At 68.8% G+C, this 21,829-nt stretch carries 27 protein-coding genes; 9 read left to right on the forward strand and 18 right to left on the reverse strand.

The features are described 5' to 3' along the window. Positions 1–26: 26 nt before the first annotated feature. Positions 27–1,091 (reverse strand): polyprenyl synthetase family protein, encoded by a 1,065-nt coding sequence (locus P1K31_RS07465; protein WP_276305657.1) that lies wholly within the window; start codon positions 1,089–1,091, stop codon positions 27–29. Between the two features lie 179 nt (positions 1,092–1,270). Here P1K31_RS07465 and P1K31_RS07470 point away from each other — a divergent pair, with 179 nt between their 5' ends. The 3 genes from P1K31_RS07470 to P1K31_RS07480 are packed head-to-tail and all read left to right on the forward strand — an operon-like array spanning position 1,271 to position 3,902. Beyond that, positions 1,271–2,623: a M28 family peptidase gene (locus P1K31_RS07470; protein ID WP_276305658.1), complete on the forward strand. Its 1,353-nt coding sequence runs from the start codon at positions 1,271–1,273 to the stop codon at positions 2,621–2,623. Between the two features lie 49 nt (positions 2,624–2,672). After that, on the forward strand, positions 2,673–3,437 hold the full coding sequence (locus P1K31_RS07475) for an NAD(+)/NADH kinase (protein ID WP_276305659.1): 765 nt from the start codon (positions 2,673–2,675) through the stop codon (positions 3,435–3,437). Between the two features lie 24 nt (positions 3,438–3,461). Further along, positions 3,462–3,902: a DUF7313 family protein gene (locus P1K31_RS07480; RefSeq protein ID WP_276305660.1), complete on the forward strand. Its 441-nt coding sequence runs from the start codon at positions 3,462–3,464 to the stop codon at positions 3,900–3,902. Between the two features lie 74 nt (positions 3,903–3,976). Here P1K31_RS07480 and P1K31_RS07485 read toward each other — a convergent pair whose 3' ends face one another. The 9 genes from P1K31_RS07485 to P1K31_RS07525 all read right to left on the reverse strand — a co-directional run bounded on the left by P1K31_RS07485 (position 3,977) and on the right by P1K31_RS07525 (position 9,821). Next, the gene (locus P1K31_RS07485; RefSeq protein ID WP_276305661.1) at positions 3,977–4,126 is read right to left on the reverse strand and encodes a rubrerythrin-like domain-containing protein; all 150 of its coding nucleotides are present in this window, start codon (positions 4,124–4,126) and stop codon (positions 3,977–3,979) included. Positions 4,127–4,272: 146 nt separating this feature from the next. Further along, complete coding sequence (locus P1K31_RS07490; RefSeq protein WP_276305662.1) at positions 4,273–4,533, reverse strand: DUF7314 family protein; 261 nt, start codon at positions 4,531–4,533, stop codon at positions 4,273–4,275. A gap of 9 nt (positions 4,534–4,542) precedes the next feature. Then, complete coding sequence (locus P1K31_RS07495; protein ID WP_276305663.1) at positions 4,543–5,067, reverse strand: DUF7315 family membrane protein; 525 nt, start codon at positions 5,065–5,067, stop codon at positions 4,543–4,545. Between the two features lie 26 nt (positions 5,068–5,093). After that, positions 5,094–5,858, reverse strand: coding sequence for a cytochrome b family protein (locus tag P1K31_RS07500; RefSeq protein WP_276305664.1), 765 nt, complete (start codon positions 5,856–5,858; stop codon positions 5,094–5,096). Positions 5,859–6,022: 164 nt separating this feature from the next. Beyond that, the gene (locus tag P1K31_RS07505) at positions 6,023–6,817 is read right to left on the reverse strand and encodes a cytochrome b (RefSeq protein WP_276305665.1); all 795 of its coding nucleotides are present in this window, start codon (positions 6,815–6,817) and stop codon (positions 6,023–6,025) included. A 42-nt stretch (positions 6,818–6,859) separates the two neighbouring features. Next, positions 6,860–7,759 (reverse strand): ubiquinol-cytochrome c reductase iron-sulfur subunit, encoded by a 900-nt coding sequence (locus tag P1K31_RS07510; RefSeq protein WP_276305666.1) that lies wholly within the window; start codon positions 7,757–7,759, stop codon positions 6,860–6,862. A gap of 1 nt (position 7,760) precedes the next feature. Continuing rightward, positions 7,761–8,147 carry a DUF7318 family protein gene (locus P1K31_RS07515; protein ID WP_276305667.1) on the reverse strand — a complete coding sequence of 129 codons (387 nt, stop codon included), beginning with the start codon at positions 8,145–8,147 and terminating at the stop codon, positions 7,761–7,763. Continuing rightward, a complete protein-coding gene (locus tag P1K31_RS07520; RefSeq protein WP_276305668.1) occupies positions 8,147–8,905 on the reverse strand; it encodes a halocyanin domain-containing protein in 759 nt (252 codons plus the stop codon). Before P1K31_RS07520 ends, P1K31_RS07515 begins: the two co-directional genes overlap by 1 nt. A gap of 67 nt (positions 8,906–8,972) precedes the next feature. Continuing rightward, positions 8,973–9,821 carry a DUF7319 domain-containing protein gene (locus P1K31_RS07525; protein WP_276305669.1) on the reverse strand — a complete coding sequence of 283 codons (849 nt, stop codon included), beginning with the start codon at positions 9,819–9,821 and terminating at the stop codon, positions 8,973–8,975. 111 nt (positions 9,822–9,932) lie between these two features. On the opposite strand from P1K31_RS07525, the gene P1K31_RS07530 reads away from it, so the two are divergent. Then, entirely contained in the window at positions 9,933–10,424 is a 492-nt protein-coding gene (locus P1K31_RS07530) for a DUF7321 family protein (protein WP_276305670.1), read from the forward strand. Here P1K31_RS07530 and nth read toward each other — a convergent pair. Continuing rightward, positions 10,421–11,107, reverse strand: a complete 687-nt coding sequence (gene nth, locus P1K31_RS07535; protein ID WP_276305671.1) for an endonuclease III — start codon at positions 11,105–11,107, stop codon at positions 10,421–10,423. The two genes, P1K31_RS07530 and nth, sit on opposite strands and share 4 nt — an antisense overlap. 103 nt (positions 11,108–11,210) lie before the next feature. Between nth and P1K31_RS07540 the strand changes: the two genes are divergently transcribed. Continuing rightward, a complete protein-coding gene (locus tag P1K31_RS07540) occupies positions 11,211–11,783 on the forward strand; it encodes a hypothetical protein (protein ID WP_276305672.1) in 573 nt (190 codons plus the stop codon). A gap of 114 nt (positions 11,784–11,897) precedes the next feature. Here the strand turns inward: P1K31_RS07540 and P1K31_RS07545 are convergent, their stop codons facing one another. Next, entirely contained in the window at positions 11,898–13,040 is a 1,143-nt protein-coding gene (locus P1K31_RS07545; protein ID WP_276305673.1) for an acyl-CoA dehydrogenase family protein, read from the reverse strand. Between the two features lie 84 nt (positions 13,041–13,124). Next, complete coding sequence (locus P1K31_RS07550; RefSeq protein ID WP_276305674.1) at positions 13,125–14,648, reverse strand: alginate lyase family protein; 1,524 nt, start codon at positions 14,646–14,648, stop codon at positions 13,125–13,127. 231 nt (positions 14,649–14,879) lie between these two features. Here P1K31_RS07550 and P1K31_RS07555 point away from each other — a divergent pair, with 231 nt between their 5' ends. Continuing rightward, entirely contained in the window at positions 14,880–15,686 is an 807-nt protein-coding gene (locus tag P1K31_RS07555) for an RIO1 family regulatory kinase/ATPase domain-containing protein (protein ID WP_276305675.1), read from the forward strand. Between the two features lie 83 nt (positions 15,687–15,769). Here P1K31_RS07555 and P1K31_RS07560 read toward each other — a convergent pair whose 3' ends face one another. Continuing rightward, complete coding sequence (locus P1K31_RS07560) at positions 15,770–16,186, reverse strand: DUF4112 domain-containing protein (protein ID WP_276305676.1); 417 nt, start codon at positions 16,184–16,186, stop codon at positions 15,770–15,772. Between the two features lie 144 nt (positions 16,187–16,330). Between P1K31_RS07560 and P1K31_RS07565 the strand changes: the two genes are divergently transcribed. Continuing rightward, complete coding sequence (locus P1K31_RS07565; protein ID WP_276305677.1) at positions 16,331–17,869, forward strand: aldehyde dehydrogenase family protein; 1,539 nt, start codon at positions 16,331–16,333, stop codon at positions 17,867–17,869. A 309-nt stretch (positions 17,870–18,178) separates the two neighbouring features. On the opposite strand, the gene P1K31_RS07570 is transcribed toward P1K31_RS07565, so the two are convergent. The 4 genes from P1K31_RS07570 to P1K31_RS07585 all read right to left on the reverse strand — a co-directional run bounded on the left by P1K31_RS07570 (position 18,179) and on the right by P1K31_RS07585 (position 20,041). After that, positions 18,179–18,973 carry a nitrilase-related carbon-nitrogen hydrolase gene (locus P1K31_RS07570; protein WP_276305678.1) on the reverse strand — a complete coding sequence of 265 codons (795 nt, stop codon included), beginning with the start codon at positions 18,971–18,973 and terminating at the stop codon, positions 18,179–18,181. A gap of 6 nt (positions 18,974–18,979) precedes the next feature. Next, positions 18,980–19,408, reverse strand: a complete 429-nt coding sequence (locus P1K31_RS07575) for an SRPBCC family protein (RefSeq protein WP_276305679.1) — start codon at positions 19,406–19,408, stop codon at positions 18,980–18,982. Between the two features lie 33 nt (positions 19,409–19,441). Continuing rightward, the gene (locus P1K31_RS07580) at positions 19,442–19,666 is read right to left on the reverse strand and encodes a DUF7123 family protein (protein ID WP_276305680.1); all 225 of its coding nucleotides are present in this window, start codon (positions 19,664–19,666) and stop codon (positions 19,442–19,444) included. A gap of 177 nt (positions 19,667–19,843) precedes the next feature. Further along, positions 19,844–20,041, reverse strand: a complete 198-nt coding sequence (locus P1K31_RS07585) for a DUF7525 family protein (RefSeq protein ID WP_254543785.1) — start codon at positions 20,039–20,041, stop codon at positions 19,844–19,846. A 105-nt stretch (positions 20,042–20,146) separates the two neighbouring features. Between P1K31_RS07585 and P1K31_RS07590 the strand changes: the two genes are divergently transcribed. After that, complete coding sequence (locus P1K31_RS07590; RefSeq protein ID WP_276305681.1) at positions 20,147–21,205, forward strand: zinc-dependent alcohol dehydrogenase family protein; 1,059 nt, start codon at positions 20,147–20,149, stop codon at positions 21,203–21,205. Between the two features lie 139 nt (positions 21,206–21,344). After that, positions 21,345–21,800 carry a YbhB/YbcL family Raf kinase inhibitor-like protein gene (locus P1K31_RS07595; protein WP_276305682.1) on the forward strand — a complete coding sequence of 152 codons (456 nt, stop codon included), beginning with the start codon at positions 21,345–21,347 and terminating at the stop codon, positions 21,798–21,800. The last annotated feature ends 29 nt before the right edge of the window (positions 21,801–21,829 follow it).

The following is a 21,829-nucleotide window of genomic DNA, read 5'->3' on the forward strand; positions in this document are numbered from 1 at the left end:
GCGATCCCGCCCGCGCTCGCGCTCGGTCACGCCTCCCGTTCGACGACGAAGCGGGTGAACGCGGCGAGTCGCTCGGCCGGTTCGGGTTCGAGGTCGAGCGGGGCGAGGTGCTCGCGGGCCTGGGCCGCGAGGTCGCGCGCCTGCCGTCGGGCGTAGTCGACGCTCCCCGCCTCGGAGAGCAGTTCGACGACCTCGCGCACCTCCTCGTCGGTGTTCTCCTCGGCCCAGAGCAGTTCCTCGAGGCGGGCGACGGCCTCGGGGTCGGCGGTGTCGGCGGCGTGGATGACCATCAGCGTCTTCTTGCCCTCGCGGACGTCGTTACCGACACCCTTCCCGAAGTCCCCGCCGGCCTCCATGCTCGTCTCCACGTCGAGGACGTCGTCCGCGATCTGGAAGGCGACGCTCATCCGCTCGGCGTAGCGGGCGACCGCGATCTCGGTCTCGCGGTCCTGCCCGGTGACGATGGCCGCGAGGCGGGCGACGATGCGACCCAGGCAGCCGGTCTTGCAGGCGCACATCTCCAGGTACTCCGCCTCCGTGATGTCGACGCCCCGCTCGTTGTGCCAGCAGATGTCCATCCCCTGCCCGAGGTGCGTCCGGTTGAGCTCGTGCATGAGCATCTCGTAGGCGGCCAATCGAGTGGCGGGCTGGAGTTCGCCGGGATTGCGAGTGATGATCTTGAGCGGGAGGAAGTACATCGCGTTCCCGGCGTTGAGCGCCACGTCGACGCCGTGGCCGTGGTGGAGCGCGGGCTCGCCGCGGCGCATCGTCGCCTCGTCCTCCACGTCGTCGACGATGATGGTGCCGTTGTGGAGGATTTCGGGGATGCAGGCGTAGGGGAGGTAGTCGTTCGGGTCCTCGCCGAACGCCTCGCAGAAGACGAGAAAGAGCACGGCCCGCCAGCGCTTGCCGCCGCGGTCGAGGAGGTCCCAGAGCGGCGCGGCGAGCGCCCGCTGGATCGCCCCGGGGTCGTACGCGTAGACGGCGGGACCGAAGAAGTCAGAGAGGTACGCCTCGTCTATCGTCCGGGGGAGCAAACGCTCGATTTCCGCGTCGATGACCGGCCGCCACTCTTCGAGGACGTCCCGCATGCTACCTCGGGTGTCGCGCGCAGGGCAGAAAAACTCGCCGTTCCGACGACGGTCGCGACGTCAGAACGCTTATACTGTCGGACGTAACCCCGCAAAACTACTCGCCACTCCGGGGTAGCGAGATTCTCGAAGGGCGTACGTCCGACAGTATTAGGCCCCCGCCCGCCCGACGCCAGGTCATGACGGAGTGGATCGGCGCAACGTTCACGAGCAGGGCAGGGTGGAGTCACCTCGAAGCGCTCGTGGACGTCGGCGACCGGATGGCTGGCGGCGACGGCGAGCGCGAGGCGGCGGAACTCACCCGCGACGCGCTCTCCGCGGCGGGTGCGCGGGACGCCCACCTCGACGAGTTCGAGGTGCAGGGCTGGACGCGCGGCGACAGCGCGATCCGCGCCGGCGACACCGAACAGGCGTGCATCGCCCTCCCCCGCAGCCCCTCGGGAAGCGCGACCGGCGAGTTCGTCGACCTCGGGTACGGACTGCCCGAGGACTTCGACCGCGACCTCGATGGGACGGTCGTGATGGTCTCCTCCACCGTCCCCGACTACTACGACCGGTTCGTCCACCGCCGGGAGAAGTACTACCGGGCGGTGCGGGCGGGGGCGTCGGCGTTCGTCTTCAGGAACCACGTCGATGGCTGTCTCGCCCCGACGGGGAGCGTCGGAACGCCCGACGCTCCCATCGGTGACGTTCCGGCCGTCGGCGTCTCGAGCGAGGTCGGCGCGCGCCTCGCCCGGTGGTTCGACGGCGCGGAGGACGGCTCCGGAGGGCGCGCGGACGGGCGGAGCGCAGGGGCGGGAGGCGAGGTCGAAGTCGAGGTCGAGTGCGAGTACACGCCCGCGACGAGCCAGAACGTCCACGCCCTCATCGGCCCCGAGACCGACCGCGAGGTGCTCGTGACGAGCCACGTCGACGCCCACGACATCGCGGAGGGCGCGATGGACAACGGCGCGGGGACGGCGATGGTCGTCGAGCTCGCGAACGCGCTCGCCGCGCGCGAGGACGAACTCGAGACGACGGTCCGCTTCGTCTGCTTCGGGAGCGAGGAGGTGGGCCTCCGCGGGTCGGGCTACGACGCCGAGCGGCGCGACCTCGACTCGGTGACGGCCGTCGTCAACTGCGACGGCGTGCTGCAGGGTCGGACGCTCTCCGCGTACACCCACGGCTTCGACGACCTCGAGGCCGTCCTGCGAGGGGTCGCGGAGCACTTCGATCACCCGATCGCGACGAATCCCCGACAGGGCCCCCACAGCGACCACTGGCCGTACGTGCTCGCGGGGGGCGTCCCCGCCTACCACGTCGCGAGCGAGACGGGCGACCGGGGCCGGGGCTGGGGCCACACCCGCGCCGACACGCTCGATAAGCTCGAGTCGCGCGACCTGCGCGAGGGTGCCGTCCTCCTGACCGAACTCGTCGTCCGCCTCGCGCGGGAGGACACCGAGATCGCCAGACAGTCGCGCGAGGAGATCGTCGCCGCCCTCGAACGGGAGGGACACGCCGAGGGGCTCCGCATCACGGGCGACCTCCCGTGAGCGCCGCCGTGGGTCACGCTTTTGGACGGGCGACGCGAGGGTCACGGTAATGAGCGACGAGGGCGCGAGCGGGCGAGCGGCCGACGAACCGGGGGACCGTCCACGCCTCGGCGTCGTCGGGGCGGACGAGGCGGTCGCCGAGGCGATCGGGGACGCGGGCGCGGAGCGCGTCCCCGTCGCGGCGGGCGACCTCCCCGCGGACCTCGACGCGGTCGTCGCGGTCGGCGAGGGGGCGGTCCTGTCGCTTCCCCCGGACTGCCCCGCGCCGGTCCTGGCGGTCGGCGGGGACTCGCCCCTCTCCGTCCCCCCCGCGCGGGTCGCCGGGGCGGTCGCCGCCGTCGCGGCGGGGCAGAGCCGGACGGTCGAGGTCCCGGTCGTCGCCGTCACCCACGCGGGCGGTCGGACCCGCGCGCTGATGGACGCGATGCTCGTCACCGCCTCACCGGCGCGCATCTCCGAGTACTCGATCGAGAGCGGCGGCCGGACGGTCGCCCGGTTCCGGGCCGACGGCGTGGTGGTCGCCACCCCGTTCGGCAGCCGCGGGTACGCGCGGGCGGCTGGCGGTCCCTCGCTCGCGCTCGGCAGCGGCGTCGCCGCGGTCGTCCCCGTCGCGCCGTTCGCCATCGACCCCGATCGGTGGGTCCTGCCGCTGGGGACGGTGACGCTGCGGGTCGAGCGCGACGAGGCCGCCGTCGAACTGCTCGCCGACGACCGCAGGGAGGGCCCGGTCGCGCCGAACGACCCCGTCAGAATCGAGCCCGCCGGATCGCTCCGGTTCCTTGCGACCGACGGGCGAGGATTGGAAAGACACTAAGGGGAGCACGACACCCATCTACGTATGGAACCCTCGGTCTCGCTGTTCGGCCCGGTCGACGCCATCCTCGGGCCGTACATCGAATACGTCCTGCTCGCGCTCGTGGTGGTGAACATGGTCGCCCGGGCGGCCGAGCACAGTACGCACGTCAAGCAGGCGCGCGACGGCGGCGCGGACGCCGTCGCGCGCAGTCCGCTCCGCGTGGCGACGAACTTCCTGCTGCTCGTCGGCGCGTTCTACTTCGCGACCGTCGAGTACCACGCGGGCATCGTCTTCTCGGTGCTGGTGGTGGGTCTGGTCATCTCCGACCTCTTCGAGTTCGAGGCGCGGCTGGTCGAGGCCCGCAGGGAGGTCACCATCGAGCGTCCCAAGAGCTCGATCACCGCGTCCGTCCTCGTGCTGCTGTACGCGGCCTACACGGGCCTGTTCTTTCTCATCGAGAACGTCTGGAACAGCATCATCTGAACCGCGAACGGTCCGGTTCGAAGTCGCTCCCTCCGGCGTTCCCCCTGTCCCGTCTCTGCTCTCGCGAGGACGGGCTACTTCTCGCGCGAACGACTGATGTTCCGCATCCGTCCGCCGCAGTTCGAGCACGGCCCAGGACGAGTATCGGCCTCCACCCGCTCGCCACACTCGGTGCACTCGAACGTGTACGGGGGCTCCCCGTCGTACGGATCTTCGACTCCCATAGGTGGGGTACAGTCGCTAGTGTGGTATGTGTTGTGGCAGCGCGCTCGGCGTCGGGGGCGACGGCCGGGGCGAACGCGGACCGCGGGACGATCGAGGCGCTCGGCGGTGGGCTGAACGGGAGACGGAGAGTCGGTACCCCGGCGGTTTACTGACCGGCGCGGGCCTGCATCGCCTTCCGGACGATCGGGATGAGCACCCAGAAGGTGAACGCGCCGAGGATGGCGAAGTAGAAGAGACCCTCCTTGAGGAGGAGCCCCATCTGGTCGTAGAACGTCAGCGTCTCCGGTGCCGGCGTGATGAGCTGGCCGCTCGCGAACTCCGGCGTGTTGTACCACCCGGCGAGGACGAGCCACCCGAACCCGCCGAGGATGAGCGCCGAGAGTCCCTTCATGAATTCGTCAGCCATTATCGGACGTTAGTCACGGTCGTCTTTAGGGTTTCCCATTCCCTCGGTGCGAAAGCGCGTCCCGAGGACGTACGTCCCCGCGCCGACCCCGATGAGGGCGATGCCGAGCAGCGCGAAGGCGACCTGCAGGACGCCCGCCGGGACCGGGAGCCGCTGGAGGAGCGACTCGACGAGGAACGGCACGGGGGGGAGGACGGCTCGGAGCCCGAGCGCCGCCCCGAGGATTCCGGGGATCCCGAACAGCGACGCGTAGAACAGGACGGCCCCGACGACGACGCGCTCGCCGAGCGACGCTGCCCGTCGCAGTCGGCGGTAGCCGAGGTAGAGCGCGAGCGGGAGCGCCGCGCCGACGAGCAGACCCAGTAGCAGGAACCGCTGGACGACGTTCGTCGCGGCGTCGAGAAACAGGAACCCGAGGATGATGAAGGCCACCGCGACGAGCGTCGAGGAGACGATAACCGTCTTGTAGAGATCGAGCGATACCACCACGTCGCCGTCCGCCCCGCGACGCGGCTGGTCGGGTCCGTCTGCCATGAGAGAGGGGAGGGTTCGCGCTTACTTCACTTCGGCGGACGGAGCCGGTAGTACCGCCGGTTGAGTTCGAACATGTACCCCTCGCGCATCGACTTGAGCACCGCGTAGGCGATGAACCCGCCCACGAACGGGAGCAGGAACGTCAGGTCGAACAGCAGGTGCGGTTCGAGCGGCACGAGGTTCTTGATCGACAGCACGCTGATCGTCAGCGCGAAGATCACGCCGAAGACGCCGACGGCGGCCCAGAACGGCTGCTCGACCGGGCGGCGGGCCGACCCCTTGTTGAGGAAGGGCACGATGGCGATGAACCCGACGACCACGAGGTTCGCCAGCACGCCGTAGGTCCGGTCCGCCATCAGCTTCTGCCCGCCCAACATGCTGATCTCGGGGTTGAGCGGGCCGAGCTTGAGCAGGCCGAACGACCAGTAGAGATACCAGTCGGGCAGGATGACCGGCGGCGTCTGGCTGGGGTTCGCCGGGGCGTCGATGTGCGGTGGGAGGGCCGCCGCGAGGAAGATGATCATGCCCACGAAGAAACTCGTCAACGCGAGGTTGCGAATCATCTCGTGGGGCCACGTCGGGAAGCCGAGGACGTCGCGCTCGATGTAGCTCGACTCGGTGCGCAGGTCCTGGTCTTCGCGGCGGGCGCGCTCGAAGTACTCGTACGTCAGGCGAGGCAGCCCCTCGGTACGAGCCTTGCGCTCGCTCCAGGTGGGCGTCTCGTCGTCCGGGGCGACAATACCGGTCCCGTCGCCTCGAACCTCCTCGCCGCTATCGTCGCTCGGAGGCATGTCTACGTACGCCACTCTAGCTGGCGGGCAATCTTGAACGTTGTGTTAGTCGCCCGCGGGTCCGCGAAAAGCGAACGACGGCCGGCCGACGCCGGCCGCTCGGGGAAGAGGGCGACGGGGAGAAGGGAGAACCGATCGCGATCGGACGCCGCGTCGATCAGCGATCAGTGGGGCTCGGCGATGCCCTGCATCCAGACGATGCCGATGTGGATGGCGATGAGCGCCGTCGTGATGAACGGGAGGAAGAAGACGTGGAGGATGTACATCCGCTGGAGCGTCGCCTGGCTCAGCGTGAACCCGCCGAAGAGCAGTTGCGCGACCCACTCGCCCGCGAGCGGGATCGACAGGGCCATCTCGACGCCGATCTGCCCGGCCCAGAACGCGAGCTGGTCCCACGGCAGCAGGTAGCCGGTGTACCCGAAGACCATCGTCAGCGAGATGAGCACGATGCCGATGATCCAGTTGAGCTCGCGCGGTTCCTTGTACGCGCCGGTGAAGTAGACGCGGAGCATGTGCAGGAACACGGCCGCGACCATCACCTGGGCGGACCACCGGTGTAACGACCGGAGGAAGAACCCGAAGTTCAGCTCGGTCATGATGTAGGTGATGGAGCTGTACGCCGCCGTCGGGTCGCCCGTCGTCGCGGGCGAGTAGTAGAACCCGAGCAGCGCCCCGCTTATGGCGGCGACGACGTAGGCGATGGTACTGAACGACCCGAGCGCGTACAGGGGGTACCAGTACCAGAACTTGTTGTCGAGGTTGTACTGTTCGGTGTGGCTCTTCGGCATCTGGAGGTTGACCTTGTAGTAGAGGTTCTCGAGGATCTCGAGGTAGTCAACGATGCGCAGACGCGTGTCGAGCCAGATGAGGACCGTCAGGTACCCACGTTCGACCGGGGAGAGCTCCTTGCTCTCCATCCAGCCCTCGTGGTCCATCTCGTCCTTGCGTTCTAGGCTCATGGGAATTGGTGACTCACTGGGGTTCGATCGGTTTCACTGTTCTTAACTCTCGTTGCCGCCGCCACCGCCGCCACCGCCGTCCTCGCCCTCCGGTCGCGGGAGCGCGACGAAGGACTTCTGGACCCAGGTGAAGGGCGCGTACACCGACTGGTGGCACTGACAGTAGACCTCGTCGGCGGCACCGAACTTCGCGCTGTCCTCGTAGGCCTTGAACGCCGGCACGCAGCAGAAGTGGGTACACTTGTCGAGCCACGCCATGAAGCCGTCCTCGGTGGTCGCGGCCTTGATGAACTCGCCGAGGGGGCCGCCCTCCTGACGCATCTTGATGACCTCATCGCTGCGCACGACCTGCACGGGGATGGTTTCCGCCGCGTCGACGTCCTGGGAGCGCCACGTCGCCATCGCCGGCTTTCCGAGACCCGGGCTGCCGACGCCGGTGTCGAAGTTCTCGTAGTCCTCGAAGTGCGATACGTTGAGCGGGTCGCCCTCCGAGAGCTCCTCGCTCTGCCATTCGTACGGCGAGTCGGCCGCCGAGAGGAACGTGTTCTCCTGGTCGGCGGAGGGTTGGATGCCCGCGTACGTCTGCACGCCGCAGTACTGGAACCACTCCGAGGAGTACGTGACGCCGCCGAGGTCCGTCTCGGCGACCTCGAACGACTGTCCCGCCTCCTCGACGGTCTTGACCTCGGGCCAGAGGCCCTGGATGTCCCCGTTGTCGGCGATCTGTACGGGGATGACCGGCATCCCGCGCGGGGCGGGGCCGTCGGTGTTCTCGATGCCGACGAACTCGGTGATACCGCCGCCGGAACCGGTCGGTGCGGTCGCCGTTCCGAGGGCGGCGGCCGCGCCGGTCCCGACGCCGGCGAGCACTCCCGCGCCGACGACGCCCTTCACGAAGCGTCGGCGGCCTGTCTCTGTCGGATATTTGTCGTCGTCTGCCATGTTATCGCTTGTAGTAGGGGTAGACTGCGCGCTTTACGTTCTCCCACGCGTCGCCGCCGAACTCGACGCCGTGGACGTCCTCCTCGCGGACGTAGAGGTCCTCCCACTTGCGCCGGCGCTTCTTCACGATCATCACGTCCGGCAGGAACTCCTTGCGGTACAGCAGGAGGATGAACGCGAGGTCGACGAAGATGAGCGCGAGCAGGCCGCCGAGGTACATGTTCCCGAACGGATCGAGACCCCAGCCCGTGGCGAGGCCGTAGGTGAACACCCCGACGAACACCACCTCGATGATGGTGAGCAACACGATGGCGATGGCGGCCGTCGTGCTCTCGCGGGCCGGTTCGTAGCGGTGGATGTCTCCGTAGCTGTTGTTTCCGGAACTCATCAGTTACCACCCTTCGTGTTGGGACTCTCGCCGTACTTCAGGAGGTAGAACGTGAAGATGAGCGACGAGATCATCATCATGATGGTCGCGATGCCGACGAAGTGGGGCTGGAACGGGACGCCCATCTCGTGGGGGTCGGCCGGTTCGGCGGCCGCCGCCGCGGCCGACGCTCGCGGTACGTCCTCGCCGATGGCGATGGCGCCCTTCATGCCCTGGCCGGCGTGGGGATCGCACTGGTAGGTGACGATGGGGCCGCCTTCAGCGGTCCACTCGAAGGTGCCCGACGACTGGATGTCCGAGGAGAAGTCACCCCCCTCCTGGGCCGCGACGTTGTGGCTCCCACCCTCGCCGGTCCACTCCCAGATGATCGTCGCGCCCTCGTCGACGTGAACGGCGACGGGCTCGAACGCTAGACCGCCCTCACCCGCGCCCACTTGCACGGTCACCTCGCTCTCACCGCGCGCGTCCTGGGTCCCACCTTCCGACCAGCCGTTGGCGTCGTCGAGCCACCCGCCGTAGTCGATCGGCCCGCTCCCGCCACCGCCACCACCACCGCCCGACTCGTTGCCACCACCAGTCTCGTTCCCGCCGGTAGCGTTTCCACCGCCGGTCTCGTTGCCGCCGGTGGCGTTCCCTCCGGTGGCGTTACCGCCGCCGGTGGTGTTGTTCCCGCCGTCCTGGGCGGCGGCTGACCCGGCGGCAGCCGTGACGGCACCGGCTGTACCCCCGGCCGTCATGAGAAATTCCCGTCTATTCATGCACAATCTCACTCCGAACCGGGTTCGTATAAACCCACCGAACGTGTCGAGAGGGACGCTCGTGCCCTTACGCGGCGTTCTCGCCGGACTCAGTGTCCGAGCGTTCGTCGGTGGGGTCGGGACGCCCGCCGCGCTCGATCTCGTCGACGAACGCGGGGCGTTCGTCCGCGTCCATCCCGATCGCCCGCAGGCGGTTTCGGTACTCCTCGGCGCGGAAGCGATCCGACAGACGGGCGTTCGCCACGAGCAGGAACAGCAGACCGCCGATGACGAGGAAGCCGAGCCCCACCGTCACGCCGAGGAGCACGTCGACCCCGAACAGCGGCACGGCGGCGAACATGAACAGCCCCACCAGGAGCTGGACGCCGCCGACGATCTGGAGCATTCGGTTGCCGAGTTCGCCGCTCCCCTCGGGCACCTCGAGCGGCCCGGGGAGGGTCTCCCCGTCGGGCGGTTCGGCCACCTCGTAGTCGTCCATCGAGCAGAGCGCGACCGTCGGCTTCACGTCGCGCAGGACGGTGCCCATCCCCTCGACGCTCCCGTCCAGGGAGACGACCGCGTAGCCCTCGTCGGAGTAGGCGACGACGCGGTCGGGGTCGGAGAAACGCTCGACGCGCGCGAACACGTCGCGGTCGGCGACGCGGTTCTTCAGGTCCGCCTCGACGCGGTCGAGCAGTTCGGGACCCGTGATCCACGTCTCGGGGTCGAAGACCGCCTCCCACTCCTCCGGCGACATGCGCGCCATGTCCTCGGGGCCGAAGTCGTCGAAGTCGTACCGCTCTTCGACCTGCGCGCGGAGCTCGTCGATCGAGAGGTCGTCGTCGGTCGTCCCGCCCGCCGTCGACTCGGAGACGCCCCCCTCGGCGTCCGCCGCGCCCTCGTCGGATTCGCCGGCCGACGACCGGGAGTCAACCATGCCCGAGGATAGGGTCGGGCGTCGTATAGACGTTCCGACGACGCGTCGGTCGAGCGCGGCGTTCGACGGCGTTTTCGTCACCCTGATGCGTTCGCCCGTCGAACTCCGAGTATGTTCGGCCTCGGCGAGACGGCGATCGCGACCATCGTCGCCGTCTCGGTCACGCTGAGCTTTCCGCTGTTCCTCTACGGCGCGTGGATCATGATCGACGCCGAGGCGGTGACGTGGGGCGTCCTCGTCCACCACCTGAAGTTCATCCTCACCGGCCTCACGCTCACCACGGTGCCGCTCCTCGGCTGGATGGCCCCCCGCTTTCTCGAGCAGCTGAACGGCTTCGCCGCGCTCCACGCCTTCCTCGGTCTGCAGGCGTACGCGATGCTCGCCTTCGGCGCGACGGGCATCGTCCGGGTCTTCCGCGCGAAGTGGCGGCACAACCTCTATCACGACTACGACGAGGACGTACTGCTCGACGAGATCGGCGACGAGAACATGCGCTTCTGGCGGCGGCGCATTCGCATCGGCGTCTTCGGCTACGTCTTCTTCTGGCTGCTCGCCTACGTCGTCGGCATGGCGCGCTACCTCACCAAGTACGGGATCGTCTAGCTCCAGGGTTCGCCGCTCGCCAGGTCGATCTCGTGGTCGAGCTTCGAGGACGGACAGATCGTCTCGAGGACGCAGTCGGCGCAGTCGGGGTTCCGCGCGGTGCACGTCGCCCGCCCGTGGCTGATCATCAGGTGCGTGTACTGCTGCCAGTCCGTCTCGGGGACGATCGGCATGAGGTCGCGCTCGATCCGCTCGGGGGTCTCCTCCTCGGTGATGGCGAGGCGGCGCGAGAGCCGCCGGACGTGCGTGTCGACGACGATCCCCTCGACGGTGTCGTGGCCGTGCTGGAGGACGACGTTCGCCGTCTTCCGGCCCACGCCCATCAGGTCCGTCAGCTCCTCCATCGTGTCCGGGATCTCCCCGCCGTGCTCCTCGACGATCGTGTTCGCGGCGCTCTTGAGCCACGTCGCCTTGTTGTAGTGGTACGTGATCGAACTGATGTCCTCGTCGAGTTCGTCCACGTCGGCGTTCGCGTAGTCCTCGGGGGTCCGGTACTTCTCGAAGAGATCGGCCGTGACCTGATTGACGCGCTCGTCGGTGCACTGCGCGGAGAGCACGACCGCGACGAGCAGTTCGAGGCGGTTGGTGAAGTCGAGCGAGATAGTGGAGTCGGGGTACTCCTCGTAGAGTCGCTCAAGGACCTCCTCGACCTGCTTCTCACGCGTCGGCAGTGGCGTGCCCATGCGTGATCCCCGGACGGGTGGGACTTCCCGGTGTCGCCTTCGATCTCCGCGCCGCGTTGCCCTCCGCCCGCAAACTTATAACACTTCGTGACTGTCCTGCGGTATGGCACCGCCGCTCCGCTCACACGCCGTCGTCTCGCCGGAGCCGGGAACGGCGTGGCTCGCGGTCTGGTTCTCGCTCCTGTACGCCGTCGTCGACCGCGCCGCCGGAGCCGTCGGCGGCGCGATCCGCTCGTTCGCCCCGGGGTTCGACGCCGCGCAGCTCTCGACGGCGCTGGCCGGGCTGCTCTGGGTCGCGTTCCTGACCGTCGTCGGCGTCGGGGTCGTCCGGCAGTACCGCGCCAACCCGCGGGCCTTCGGCGACCGTGACGTCCTCCGGGCGTTCCTCGACGCGCACCGCCCCGAGCGTGAGCGCCACGCCCTCGCGCTCGCCGCGGCGCTCGTCGGCGGAGCCGTCGTCGCCGTCGCTCGCGACCCCTTCTTCGCCGCGCTCGACGGGACGAGCCGGGGGCTCGTCGCGCTCGTCGAGACCGGTACGCTCGCGCCGTTCTCGTGGACGAGCCTCGTCGGCGGGGTGGTCTTCCTCGGCGGGTTCGCGCTGTTCGCCTACGGCGTGGATCGCGCGATGACCGGCGCACACCGGGAGCTGCTCTTCCAGTATCACAGCCGGCGATAGGCCGCGCGTCGGAAGGAGGAGGTGAAGGCGAAGGTGGAGATGGAGACGGGGACGGAAGACGGGGGCCGCGAACGCGACGAGGACGGGGAGACGGTGGACGTGATCGGCACCTCCTCAGAGCCCGAGTTCGCGTCCGAGTACGAGCCGCTGGATCTCGCTGGTCCCCTCGCCGATCTCCATGAGCTTCGCGTCGCGGTAGAACCGCTGGGGCGCGAAGTCGGTCGTGTAGCCGTAGCCGCCGAGCACCTGCACGGCGTCCTCGGCCACCTCGCGGGCCGCCACGCTCGCGTCGTACTTCGCCAGCGCGGAGGCGCGGGTGACGTCCTCGCCCTCGTCGTACAGGACCGCCGCCTTGTGCGTAAGCAGGCGCGCGCGCTCGATCTTCCGGTCCATCTCGACGAGCATGTCGCGGACGGCGTCGAACTGTCCGATGGGCTTGCCGAACTGCTCGCGCTCCTTGGCGTACTCGAGGGCGGCCTCGAACGCGCCCTGGGCCAGCCCAGTCGAGAGCGCCGCGATGGAGATGCGGCCGCCGTCGAGCGTCTTCATCGTCTGCTCCCACCCCTCGCCCTCCCCGCCGAGCAGGCGCTCGGCGGGGATTCGGCAGTCGGTGAACTTGATCTCGCAGGTCGGCGAGGCATTGAGTCCCATCTTGTCCCACTCGGTGACGACCTCGAACCCGTCGTCGTTTCGCGGATCGACGACGAACGTCGAGATGCCGTCGTAGCCCGCCCCGGGGTCGGTGACGGCCTTCACGAGGACGGACCCGGCGACGCTCGCGTTCGTGATGAACTGCTTCGTCCCGTCGACGACGTACTCGTCGCCGTCACGCTCGGCGGTCGTGGTCATGTTGCTCGCGTCGGAGCCGGAGCCGGGTTCGGTGAGCGCCCACGCGCCGACGTACTCGCCGGTCGCGAGCGGGGTGAGCCAGCGCTCCCGCTGCTCGTCCGTGCCGAACAACTCGATGGGTTTCGTCGCGAGGCTCGTGTGCGCGGCGTATGAGAGGCCGATGGAGCCGGAGACGCGCCCCAGTTCCTCGGTGACGAGCGCGTACATGAGCTGATCGCCGCCGAGGCCGCCGTACTCCTCGGAGACGGGGACCCCCATCATGTCGAGGTCGGCCAGCGCCTCGAAGATCTCCTCGGGGAAACGGTGCGCCTCCTCTAGATCCCACGCGACAGGCTCGATCTCCTCCTCGCAGAACTCGCGAACCGTGTCGCGGATCATCCGATGCTCGGCGGGCAGGCTGAAATCCATGCGTCGAATCGCGTGTCAGCGCTGATAAACGCTCCGGCAAGTGTTGCCCGACGACGCCGCGGTCGCGGCGGATCGAGAACGTGGTCAGCGGGCGGACAACCGCTCGAAGTACCGCGCGAGCGCGTCGACGTCGATCCCGAGTTCGCCCTCCAGGAACTCCACCAGGCCGTCGGGAGCCTCCGAGTTCCCGGACCGATCCGGCCCCTCGGGTGCGGACCCGTTGGAACCACCGGACCCGTTCGATCCATCCGAACCGCCGGAGCCGTTCGACCTGTCGGAGCCGTTGGAGCTGTCAGAGCCGCCAGAACCGTCGGAGTCGTTCGAACCGCCGGAACCGCCGGAACCGCCCGAGGACCGCTCCACCTCGAAGAGGTTTCCGTGTGTGAGGGTGGTCCAGCCGAGGAGGCGCTCGTCGCGGACGGGCCGGCCCTTCGAGTCGATCGCGTCCTGATGTTGCTCGACGTACGTCGGCTCGTTCTTGATCTCGCTGCCCCGGGACGTGATCACGTCGAGGTAGTCGTCCTCCTGCCAGTACGAGTACGCCAGCTCGTACGCCGACGCCCCCTCCTCGCGCTCGCGGGCCGTGAAGCCCCGCGCCTCGCCGTACTGTTCGTCGAACGTCTGGGGATCGAGGACGTACTCGACGTAGCCGTCGAACATGAGCTTGATCGCGGACCCGCCGTACTTCTCGTGGCCGTAGAGGTCATCGCCGTTGTGCCGACCCAACTCGGCGGCGGTGACGAACGCCTTCAGCGCGTACATCGAGTAGGAGAGCCCCTCGGAGCGCTCGATTTCGTTCTGGAGGAGCCCGTCTTCGCGCAGCTGGGAGAACGCGTCCGCGCGCAGGCGGTCGAACGCCGCGCTGCGGGCGTCCGTGTCGCCGATGTAGACCGCGCCGGCGGCGTGACAGACCTCGCGCCAGACGAAGACGTTCTGGATCCAGTCGGGCGTGCCGGTCGGGAGCGTCGCGAGGAAGTCGGCGGTCCACGCTTCGAGGTCGGCCTGCGAGCCGACGTCCCCACGCTGCCACGCGGGATGGTCGCGGACGAGTTCGGCACCGTACCACATCTTCGGGATAGTGATGTAGAGTTCGATCCCGTCGGTCTTCTCCGGACGCATCCGCGTGCTCGGATTCAGGAACCAGTGATCGAGGAACTCGACGGCCTGCCGGGCGTACTTGTCCTCGCCGGTGAGCTGGTAGGCCAGGCCCAGATCGCGGATCCGGTCGCCCATCTCGATCGCCGCCGTGTAGTCGCTACGCGCGCCCGACCCCGGGTCGCCGCTCGCGAAGGTGTTGCTGCCGTCGTTGTCCGTGACGCTGCGCGGACTCGCCTCCAGCGATTCGTCGGCGTCGGCGATGAACTCGGCGTAGGCGCTCGCCCAGGGCTCTGCGCCCGCGTCGACCTGCGCCTTCACCGCCGCCAGCTCGTCCAGGTGGACGAACAGCGCCGGACGGCTCTCGCCCGTCGGGAGCGTCGTTGAGGATTGCTGGGCGGTGGCGCTCGACATCGCCGTCGCGCCGAGAGTCGTGCCCACGGCCGCGACGGCCGCGGACTTCAGATACTGTCGCCTGCTGAACGAGGAACGCTGTTCTTTGAGTTCTTCCATACTCAAATCGCCCATCCATGTCTCCCCATGTATTTCTTTCGCAGGTTAATTTGTTATTATAATTTTAGTCCAGTCATAACTTAAACTTTCTAAGGTTAGTATCCTCCTTCGGACGGTATCGGGCGGTGAACGGTACCGCTAACGGAAGGGTCCGGCGGACGGTGTTCCGGCGATACGTCGGGGTACACCGCGGGCAACACACTCATACGTAGCGCTCGTCTCGTATCGTACATGGCCTTCCGTCGGTTGTTGAAGGGGACTATCGAGTGGGAGCGCCTGGAGGGGGTGATGGTCGAGGTGGCGCGCCGGTACGGTCGGGACGAGGTTCGAGTGGAGTTCCTCGAGGCCGACAACTGGCTGTCGACGCCGTGCGTGGTCGACGAGCGGTGGTTCGTGAAGGTCATCTCCGGGCAGCACTCGCTGTTGCACGCCCTCCTGACGACGGGACGGAACCTCGGCGCGTTCTCGAGCGGCCGGACGGGGTTCTTCGAGCACGTCGAGGACCCGTTGGAGATGGCCGAACTCGAACTGGACGCGACCCGGCGGATGCGCGAGCTGGGCGTGAACGTCCCCGAACCGATCGAGGCGTTCGAACACGACGGCCTCGGCGTGCTCGTCGTCGAGTACCTCCCGGCGTTCCGGACGTTCGACGAACTCGACGCCGACGACGTCGTCCGGTACGCGCCCGACCTGTTCGGGTCGCTCGCCCGCGTCCACGAGGCGGGCCTCGCCCACGGCGACCTCCGCGCCGAGAACGTCCTCGTCGCCGACGACCGCCTGTTTCTCATCGACGCCACGAGCGTCCGCGAGGGGGCCGTAGAGCAGGCCCGGGCGTACGACGTGGCCTGCGCGCTCGCCGCACTCGCGCCGCTCATCGGGGGGCGCGCCGCCGTCGACGCCGCCCGGGAGCACTACCCGATCGAGGTCCTCCTCGCCGCCCGCGACTTCCTCGACTTCGTCAACATCCGCCCGGACCACGACTTCGACGCGGCCAACGTGAAAGGCGAGATCGAGAAGGACGCCGGCGTGGACGTCTAGACGAGGTGGCGATCGAGGGGAGGGGGAAGGGGACCCCACGGGCCGTCTGCGAGGGCGGCCCGATAACTGTTCCGGAGGTGCCCCTACTCCGTGATCTCGATGCGGATCGGTTCCGAGCCGTCCTCGTCCTCACGGTCCGGTTCCCGCCCGAGGTGCCGCTCGACGAGGCGGACGTTGCGGACGTTCGCCTTGAACACCGCGTCGAAGATCGCCCCGACGACGGGGACGGACCCGATCGCGGCGTCGACGGCCACGTTCGCCAGCATCCGCACGATCGTCGAGTAGGGGACCCCGAGGTTGGCCGCCTCGTAGACGATGTAGAGCGAGAGACCCGCGCCGAGGAGGTCGCCCGCGTTCCCGGGGACGACGCTCAGGATCGGATCGATACCGAAGCGGAAGTCCGTTCCGGGGAGTCGGAACCCGTCGTCGAGCAGGTGCGCGACCGCGCGCATTCGCCGGAGCGCCGCCTCGTCCTTCGGGAGGTCGATGTCGCCGTTCATACCGCCCCAAGGACACCCGCGGTCTTGAGGCTAGGTATCCCTCGAGTCCCCGGACGGTCCCGCCGCGTCGCGGGTCGACGGTCCGGGAACGACCCGGGAACACGGTGAGTTTTTAGCCTCCTCCCTCGCAATTCTTACCACGTCATGAGCCAGCAGATTCAGGATACCTACGCGCACTACATCGCGGGCGAGTTCGTCGGCGGGTCGGGCGACGAGACGTTCGAGTCGGTGAACCCGGCGACCGGCGAGCCGCTGGCGACGTTCGAACGCGGCACGCCCGAGGACGTGGCGCGCGCGGTGGAGGCGGCCGAGAGCGCCTTCGAGGAGTGGCGCTCGCTGTCCTACATCGACCGCGCCGAGTACCTCTGGGAGATCTACCACGAACTGAAGGAACGCCACGAGGAACTCGGACGCGTAGTCACGAAGGAGTGCGGGAAGGAGATAAGCGAGGGGAGGGCCGACGTGACCGAGGCCTGGCACATGGTCGAGTGGGCCGCGGGCGACGCCCGCCATCCGAAGGGCGACGTCGTTCCGAGCGAGATCCCGGCGAAGGACGCCTACATGCGCCGCAAACCGCGCGGCGTCGTCGGCTGTATCACGCCGTGGAACTTCCCCGTCGCCATCCCGTTCTGGCACATGGCCGTCGCGCTCGTCGAGGGCAACACGGTCGTCTGGAAGCCCGCCGAGCAGACGCCGATGTGCGGCCAGGTCATCGCCGAGATGTTCGAGTCGACGGGGATCCCCGAGGGAGTCTTCAACATGGTGCAGGGCTTCGGCGACGCCGGGGCCGCCATCGTCGACCACGAGGACGTGGACAGCGTCCTGTTCACCGGGAGCGCCGAGGTCGGCCACGAGGTCGCCCGTAAGGTCGCCGAACAGCCCGGCAAACTCGCGGCCTGCGAGATGGGCGGGAAGAACGGCATCGTCGTCACCGAGACGGCGGACCTCGACGTCGCCGTCCACTCGGCCGTCATGTCGAGCTTCAAGACCACCGGCCAGCGCTGCGTCTCCTCGGAGCGCCTGATCGTCCACGAGGACGTCTACGACGAGTTCAAGGAGCGTTTCGTCGAGCTCGCGGAGGGGATCTCCGTCGGCGATCCGCTCGCCTCGGACACGTTCATGGGCCCGGCCATCGAGCCCGGACACGTCGAGAAGATCAGCAAGTACAACGACCTCGCGCGCGAGGAGGCCACGGAGGTGCTCGTCGACCGCACCGAACTCGACGATTCGGAGATCCCCGAGGGCCACGAGGGGGGCAACTGGGTCGGGCCGTTCGTCTACGAGATCGAGTACGACGACGAGGGCGAGCAGCGCTCCATCCGCGAGGAGGTCTTCGGTCCCCACGTCGCGCTGATGAAGTATTCCGGTGACATCGAGCGGGCAGTCGAGATTCACAACGACACGCCCTACGGCCTCGCCGGGGCGATCATCGCGGAGGACTACCGCCAGATCAACTACTACCGCGACCGCGCGGAGGTCGGCCTCTCCTACGGCAACCTCCCGTGTATCGGCGCGGAGGTCCAGCTTCCGTTCGGCGGCGTGAAGAAGTCCGGAAACGGCTACCCCAGCGCCCGCGAGGTCATCGAGGCGGTCACCGAGCGCACGGCGTGGACGCTCAACAACTCGAAGGACATCCAGATGGCACAGGGCCTCTCGGCCGACATCAAGACCCAGGAGGACTGACCCGACCGCCGTCGGCGGTGCCATCCCTGTTTTCGTTCGTCTTACGACCGATCCCGTTCGGGACGCGCGGACGAGCAGGTGGACTGGAGAGGCGAGTGAAAGGGGAGGCGGGACGGAGTGTCGCCGAGTCCGGGCACCTCGACGACCGTGATGGCGGCCTGTGCGTTGCCGCGTTACCGAACGAACGAGAAAAGCGCCCGTCCGGTACTCGATATTCGGGTCGCGATGGTATATAAGCATTGGGCGATCGATCGCGGAGCGGATCGCCCCGGCCGTTCGATCGACGGCCCCCGAATTCGTCCGAGAGCGTCAGCGCCGATCCCGGAGCGCGGGGAACTCCTCGCGCACCGACTCGACGCGCTCGGCCGTCACGTCGGCGACGACGAGCGCCGGGTCGTCGCCGCAGCTGGCGAGGGGGACGCCCCACGGGTCGTAGACGGTCGAGCGACCGAGGAGCGTGGCGTCCTCGAAGCTCCCGGAGCCGTTCGCCGCGGCGACGTAGTGTAGGTTTTCGATCGCACGTGCGCGCGGGAGTACGCTCCAGTGCTCGACGCGGGGGTAGGGCCACGCGCTCGGAACGCAGACGAGGGTCGCGCCGGCGTCGACGAGTTCGCGGTACAGCCCCGGAAACCGGAGGTCGTAGCAGGTCGTCATCCCGACGCCGAACCCCTGGAAGTCGACGACCGGCGTCGACTCGCCGGGGACGAGCAGGTCCGCCTCCGCGGAGTCGTAGCCGAAGAGGTGGCGCTTGCGGTAGACCGCCCGCCGCTCGCCGGCGCGGTCGAGGAAGACCGACGTGTTCGCGTACCCCTCCTCTGCGGGGCCGCCGTCGGTCGTCGAGAGGTCCTCGACGATGCTGCCCGCGAGGATCGCGAGGTCGTGTTCGCGGGCGGCCTCCGCCAGGCGCGAGAGCGTCGGACCGTCGAGCGACTCGGCGCGGCGCGCGTAGGCGTCGAACGCGAAGTAGCCGACGGTGAACACCTCGGGGAGGACGACGAGGTCCGCGCCGCGGCCGGCGGCGGCGGCGACGGCGCGCTCCGCGCGGGCGACGTTTCCGCTCACGTCGCCGGCTTCGATCTCCAGTTGAGCGAGTGCGAGGCGCATGACGGTTCAGACGCCCGGGCCGAGGTCCTCCCGGATGGCGGCTTCGAGGTTGTCGAGTTCGGCGTCGAGGTTGCGCTTGAAGAAGCGCTCGACGCCGGGGAGCCTCCCGTCGACCACGAACCGGTTCGTGAGGCGCGTTCCCCCCTCGGTCGGTTCGAGTTCGTGCTCGCCCACGACCCGCATCACCTTCGAACGGCCGACGAACCGGACGTAGCGCGGGGGCTCGACGGTCGTCTCTCGGGTGTCGACGGCGATGGTACGTTTGACGAGCGGGATCGGGAGTTCGACGTGCCACCTCGCCGTTCGCTCCCCGGTGGTCTCGAAATCGGTGACGACGCTGATGGGACGCGCCCGCTTCTCCGGGTCGGAGATGAAGGCCCACACGTCATCGGGTGCCGCGTCCAACTCGAAAGTCCGCTCTACCCGGACAGTCATACCGGCCCTTCACCGCCGACCGTAAAAAGTGTCCTACCCCAGGGTGACGCGCCAGGTCGTCGACCGCGCCCGTCCCCACTTCTCGATCTCGATCTCCTCGGTCGAGTCGGCGAGTCGCGGGAGCCGAGCGCCGACCTGCTTGGCCGTGAGGCCGATGCTGTCGGCGATGCGCTTTGCCCGGAAGTACCCCTCTCCCTGGGAGACGCTCTCGCGCAGGTAATCGAGGATGCGCTGATCCTCCTCGCTCAACTCGGCCATGCGGCCACTACGGGACGTGACGGATTAACGATTACGGCATTATACAGAGCCGTGGGGGAAGGCACGCCCGACGTACGTCACCCCCGTCGGCGCGCCGAAGCGACTCGTCGCGCGTCGTACGTCGCGGGGCGGGAATCACGCGCCGTGAACGTCGCCCGGCGGTCCCCGGTGGCCGCGTCAGGGCCTATCGTAGACGTGCAGCGCGGCGATCGCCAGCGCGCCCGCCAGCATCGCCGCGGCGAAGCCCCACGCGGAGAGCACCTGATTCTCGCCGACCGCGGCCGCGTACATCACGACCGCACCGCCCAGTCCGATCAGCCCGAACACCAGCGCGAGCCCGAGTTCCATGTCCGTCGCCGACGCCGTCTCTGTCATACCCGTGGAGCGGACGCGGCGGATAAAAATACCCCCGGTTCGAGCGGAGCGGTCGACGCTCCGCGGACGGAACGATTACCCCGCTCTGCTGCGCAGTCACGAACCATGCGCGCAGTCGTCCTCGAGGAGTACGGCGAACCGCTGGTCATCGAAGACGTACCGCGACCGGACCCAGAACCCCACGGCGTCGTCGTCGAGGTCGAGGCGTGCGGCGTCTGTCGGAGCGACTGGCACGCCTGGATGGGTCACGGCGAGTGGGCCGACGACCGCGTCCCGCGCGGCCAAATCCTGGGACACGAACCCGCGGGAACCGTCGTCGCGGTCGGCGAACGGGTCGCCGAGGTCCGCGAGGGCGACCGCGTCGCGCTCCCGTTCAACCTGGGCGACGGAACCTGTCCGTTCTGCCGGAACGGACACGGAAACGTCTGCCCGAACGGTCTCGGCCTCGGGTTTCACCCGGACGCGCCTGGCGCGTTCGCCGAGCAGGTCCACCTCCCGTGGGCCGACTACAACGCCATGCCCCTCCCCGACGACCTCGACGCTCGCGACGTAGCGGCGCTCGGCTGCCGGTTCATGACCGCGTTCCACGCGCTGGCCCACCGCGTCTCCCTCGCGCCGGGCGACTGGGTAGCCGTCCACGGTTGCGGGGGCGTCGGCCTCTCGGCCGTCCACGTCGCCGACGCGCTCGGCGTTCGCGTCGTCGCGGTCGACGTGCGCGAGTCGGCGCTCGACCGCGCGGCGAGCCTCGGCGCGGACGGGACGGTCGACGCGCGCGACGCCGACGTCCCCGAGGCGGTGCGGACGATCACGGACGGCGGCGCGCACGTCTCCCTCGACGCGCTCGGCCGGGCGGAGACGTGCCGGAACTCGGTCGCCAGCCTCCGACGACGCGGCGAACACGTCCAGATCGGACTCACGACCGACAGGGAGCGCGGCGAGGTCTCGCTCCCGACCGATCGGATGGCGATGGACGAACTGTCGTTTCACGGCTCGCGGGGGATGCCGCCGACGCGCTACGACGAACTCCTCGGCCTCCTCTCGTCCGGCGACGTCGATCCGGGGCGACTGGTAAGCCGCGAGGTCCCGCTCGAGGAGGTGCCGGAGCGACTTGCGGCCATGACGGCGTACGAGACGGAGGGCGTCGAAGTGGTGACCTCGTTCTGACGGACCCGGCGCACGGCGACAGCACTACGGCCTTCGTCGGCCGCCGTCCGGACACCGCCGGCCGACCGTTCGTCGGCGCGGACAGTCCCCCCGATCGCCGCCGCCCTATTTGGCGTTCGGGAGCGAATCCCGGGACGTCATGACGGAGCTGACGCTCACCAGTCCCGCCTTCGAGGACGGCGGTCGGATCCCCGATCAGTACGGCTACCGGGAGGAGAACGTCAATCCGCCGCTGACCGTCGAGGGCGTTCCGGCGGACGCGGAGTCGCTGGTGCTCGTGATGGACGACCCCGACGCGATGGAGCCGGCGGGGAAGGTGTGGGATCACTGGATCGTCTGGAACGTTCCGCCCGACGTGACGTCGATCCCCGAGGACTGGCGGGCGACCGAGGCGGTCGAGGGGCGAAACGACTACGACGAGGTCGGCTACGGCGGCCCGAACCCGCCCGACGGGGAGCACATCTACCGGTTCGACTGCTACGCGCTCGACACCACGCTCGACCTCCCGGCGGGGAGCAGGAAGACCGACGTCGAGGCGGCCATCGAGGGGCACGTCCTCGCGCGGACGAGGCTGACCGGACGGTACGCGCCGTAGCACCCGCATCGGGGACCGTGCCGCGCGCG

It is taken from the genome of Halomarina halobia, from assembly GCF_029338575.1.
Classification (GTDB): domain Archaea; phylum Halobacteriota; class Halobacteria; order Halobacteriales; family Haloarculaceae; genus Halomarina; species Halomarina halobia.

Coding starts and splice junctions, on each gene's coding strand:
- P1K31_RS07465 (WP_276305657.1), bottom strand. CDS start 1,091: ATGCGGGACGTCCTCGAAGAGTGGCGGCCGGTCATCGACGCGGAAATC.
- P1K31_RS07470 (WP_276305658.1), top strand. CDS start 1,271: ATGACGGAGTGGATCGGCGCAACGTTCACGAGCAGGGCAGGGTGGAGT.
- P1K31_RS07475 (WP_276305659.1), top strand. CDS start 2,673: ATGAGCGACGAGGGCGCGAGCGGGCGAGCGGCCGACGAACCGGGGGAC.
- P1K31_RS07480 (WP_276305660.1), top strand. CDS start 3,462: ATGGAACCCTCGGTCTCGCTGTTCGGCCCGGTCGACGCCATCCTCGGG.
- P1K31_RS07485 (WP_276305661.1), bottom strand. CDS start 4,126: ATGGGAGTCGAAGATCCGTACGACGGGGAGCCCCCGTACACGTTCGAG.
- P1K31_RS07490 (WP_276305662.1), bottom strand. CDS start 4,533: ATGGCTGACGAATTCATGAAGGGACTCTCGGCGCTCATCCTCGGCGGG.
- P1K31_RS07495 (WP_276305663.1), bottom strand. CDS start 5,067: ATGGCAGACGGACCCGACCAGCCGCGTCGCGGGGCGGACGGCGACGTG.
- P1K31_RS07500 (WP_276305664.1), bottom strand. CDS start 5,858: ATGCCTCCGAGCGACGATAGCGGCGAGGAGGTTCGAGGCGACGGGACC.
- P1K31_RS07505 (WP_276305665.1), bottom strand. CDS start 6,817: ATGAGCCTAGAACGCAAGGACGAGATGGACCACGAGGGCTGGATGGAG.
- P1K31_RS07510 (WP_276305666.1), bottom strand. CDS start 7,759: ATGGCAGACGACGACAAATATCCGACAGAGACAGGCCGCCGACGCTTC.
- P1K31_RS07515 (WP_276305667.1), bottom strand. CDS start 8,147: ATGAGTTCCGGAAACAACAGCTACGGAGACATCCACCGCTACGAACCG.
- P1K31_RS07520 (WP_276305668.1), bottom strand. CDS start 8,905: ATGAATAGACGGGAATTTCTCATGACGGCCGGGGGTACAGCCGGTGCC.
- P1K31_RS07525 (WP_276305669.1), bottom strand. CDS start 9,821: ATGGTTGACTCCCGGTCGTCGGCCGGCGAATCCGACGAGGGCGCGGCG.
- P1K31_RS07530 (WP_276305670.1), top strand. CDS start 9,933: ATGTTCGGCCTCGGCGAGACGGCGATCGCGACCATCGTCGCCGTCTCG.
- nth (WP_276305671.1), bottom strand. CDS start 11,107: ATGGGCACGCCACTGCCGACGCGTGAGAAGCAGGTCGAGGAGGTCCTT.
- P1K31_RS07540 (WP_276305672.1), top strand. CDS start 11,211: ATGGCACCGCCGCTCCGCTCACACGCCGTCGTCTCGCCGGAGCCGGGA.
- P1K31_RS07545 (WP_276305673.1), bottom strand. CDS start 13,040: ATGGATTTCAGCCTGCCCGCCGAGCATCGGATGATCCGCGACACGGTT.
- P1K31_RS07550 (WP_276305674.1), bottom strand. CDS start 14,648: ATGGAAGAACTCAAAGAACAGCGTTCCTCGTTCAGCAGGCGACAGTAT.
- P1K31_RS07555 (WP_276305675.1), top strand. CDS start 14,880: ATGGCCTTCCGTCGGTTGTTGAAGGGGACTATCGAGTGGGAGCGCCTG.
- P1K31_RS07560 (WP_276305676.1), bottom strand. CDS start 16,186: ATGAACGGCGACATCGACCTCCCGAAGGACGAGGCGGCGCTCCGGCGA.
- P1K31_RS07565 (WP_276305677.1), top strand. CDS start 16,331: ATGAGCCAGCAGATTCAGGATACCTACGCGCACTACATCGCGGGCGAG.
- P1K31_RS07570 (WP_276305678.1), bottom strand. CDS start 18,973: ATGCGCCTCGCACTCGCTCAACTGGAGATCGAAGCCGGCGACGTGAGC.
- P1K31_RS07575 (WP_276305679.1), bottom strand. CDS start 19,408: ATGACTGTCCGGGTAGAGCGGACTTTCGAGTTGGACGCGGCACCCGAT.
- P1K31_RS07580 (WP_276305680.1), bottom strand. CDS start 19,666: ATGGCCGAGTTGAGCGAGGAGGATCAGCGCATCCTCGATTACCTGCGC.
- P1K31_RS07585 (WP_254543785.1), bottom strand. CDS start 20,041: ATGACAGAGACGGCGTCGGCGACGGACATGGAACTCGGGCTCGCGCTG.
- P1K31_RS07590 (WP_276305681.1), top strand. CDS start 20,147: ATGCGCGCAGTCGTCCTCGAGGAGTACGGCGAACCGCTGGTCATCGAA.
- P1K31_RS07595 (WP_276305682.1), top strand. CDS start 21,345: ATGACGGAGCTGACGCTCACCAGTCCCGCCTTCGAGGACGGCGGTCGG.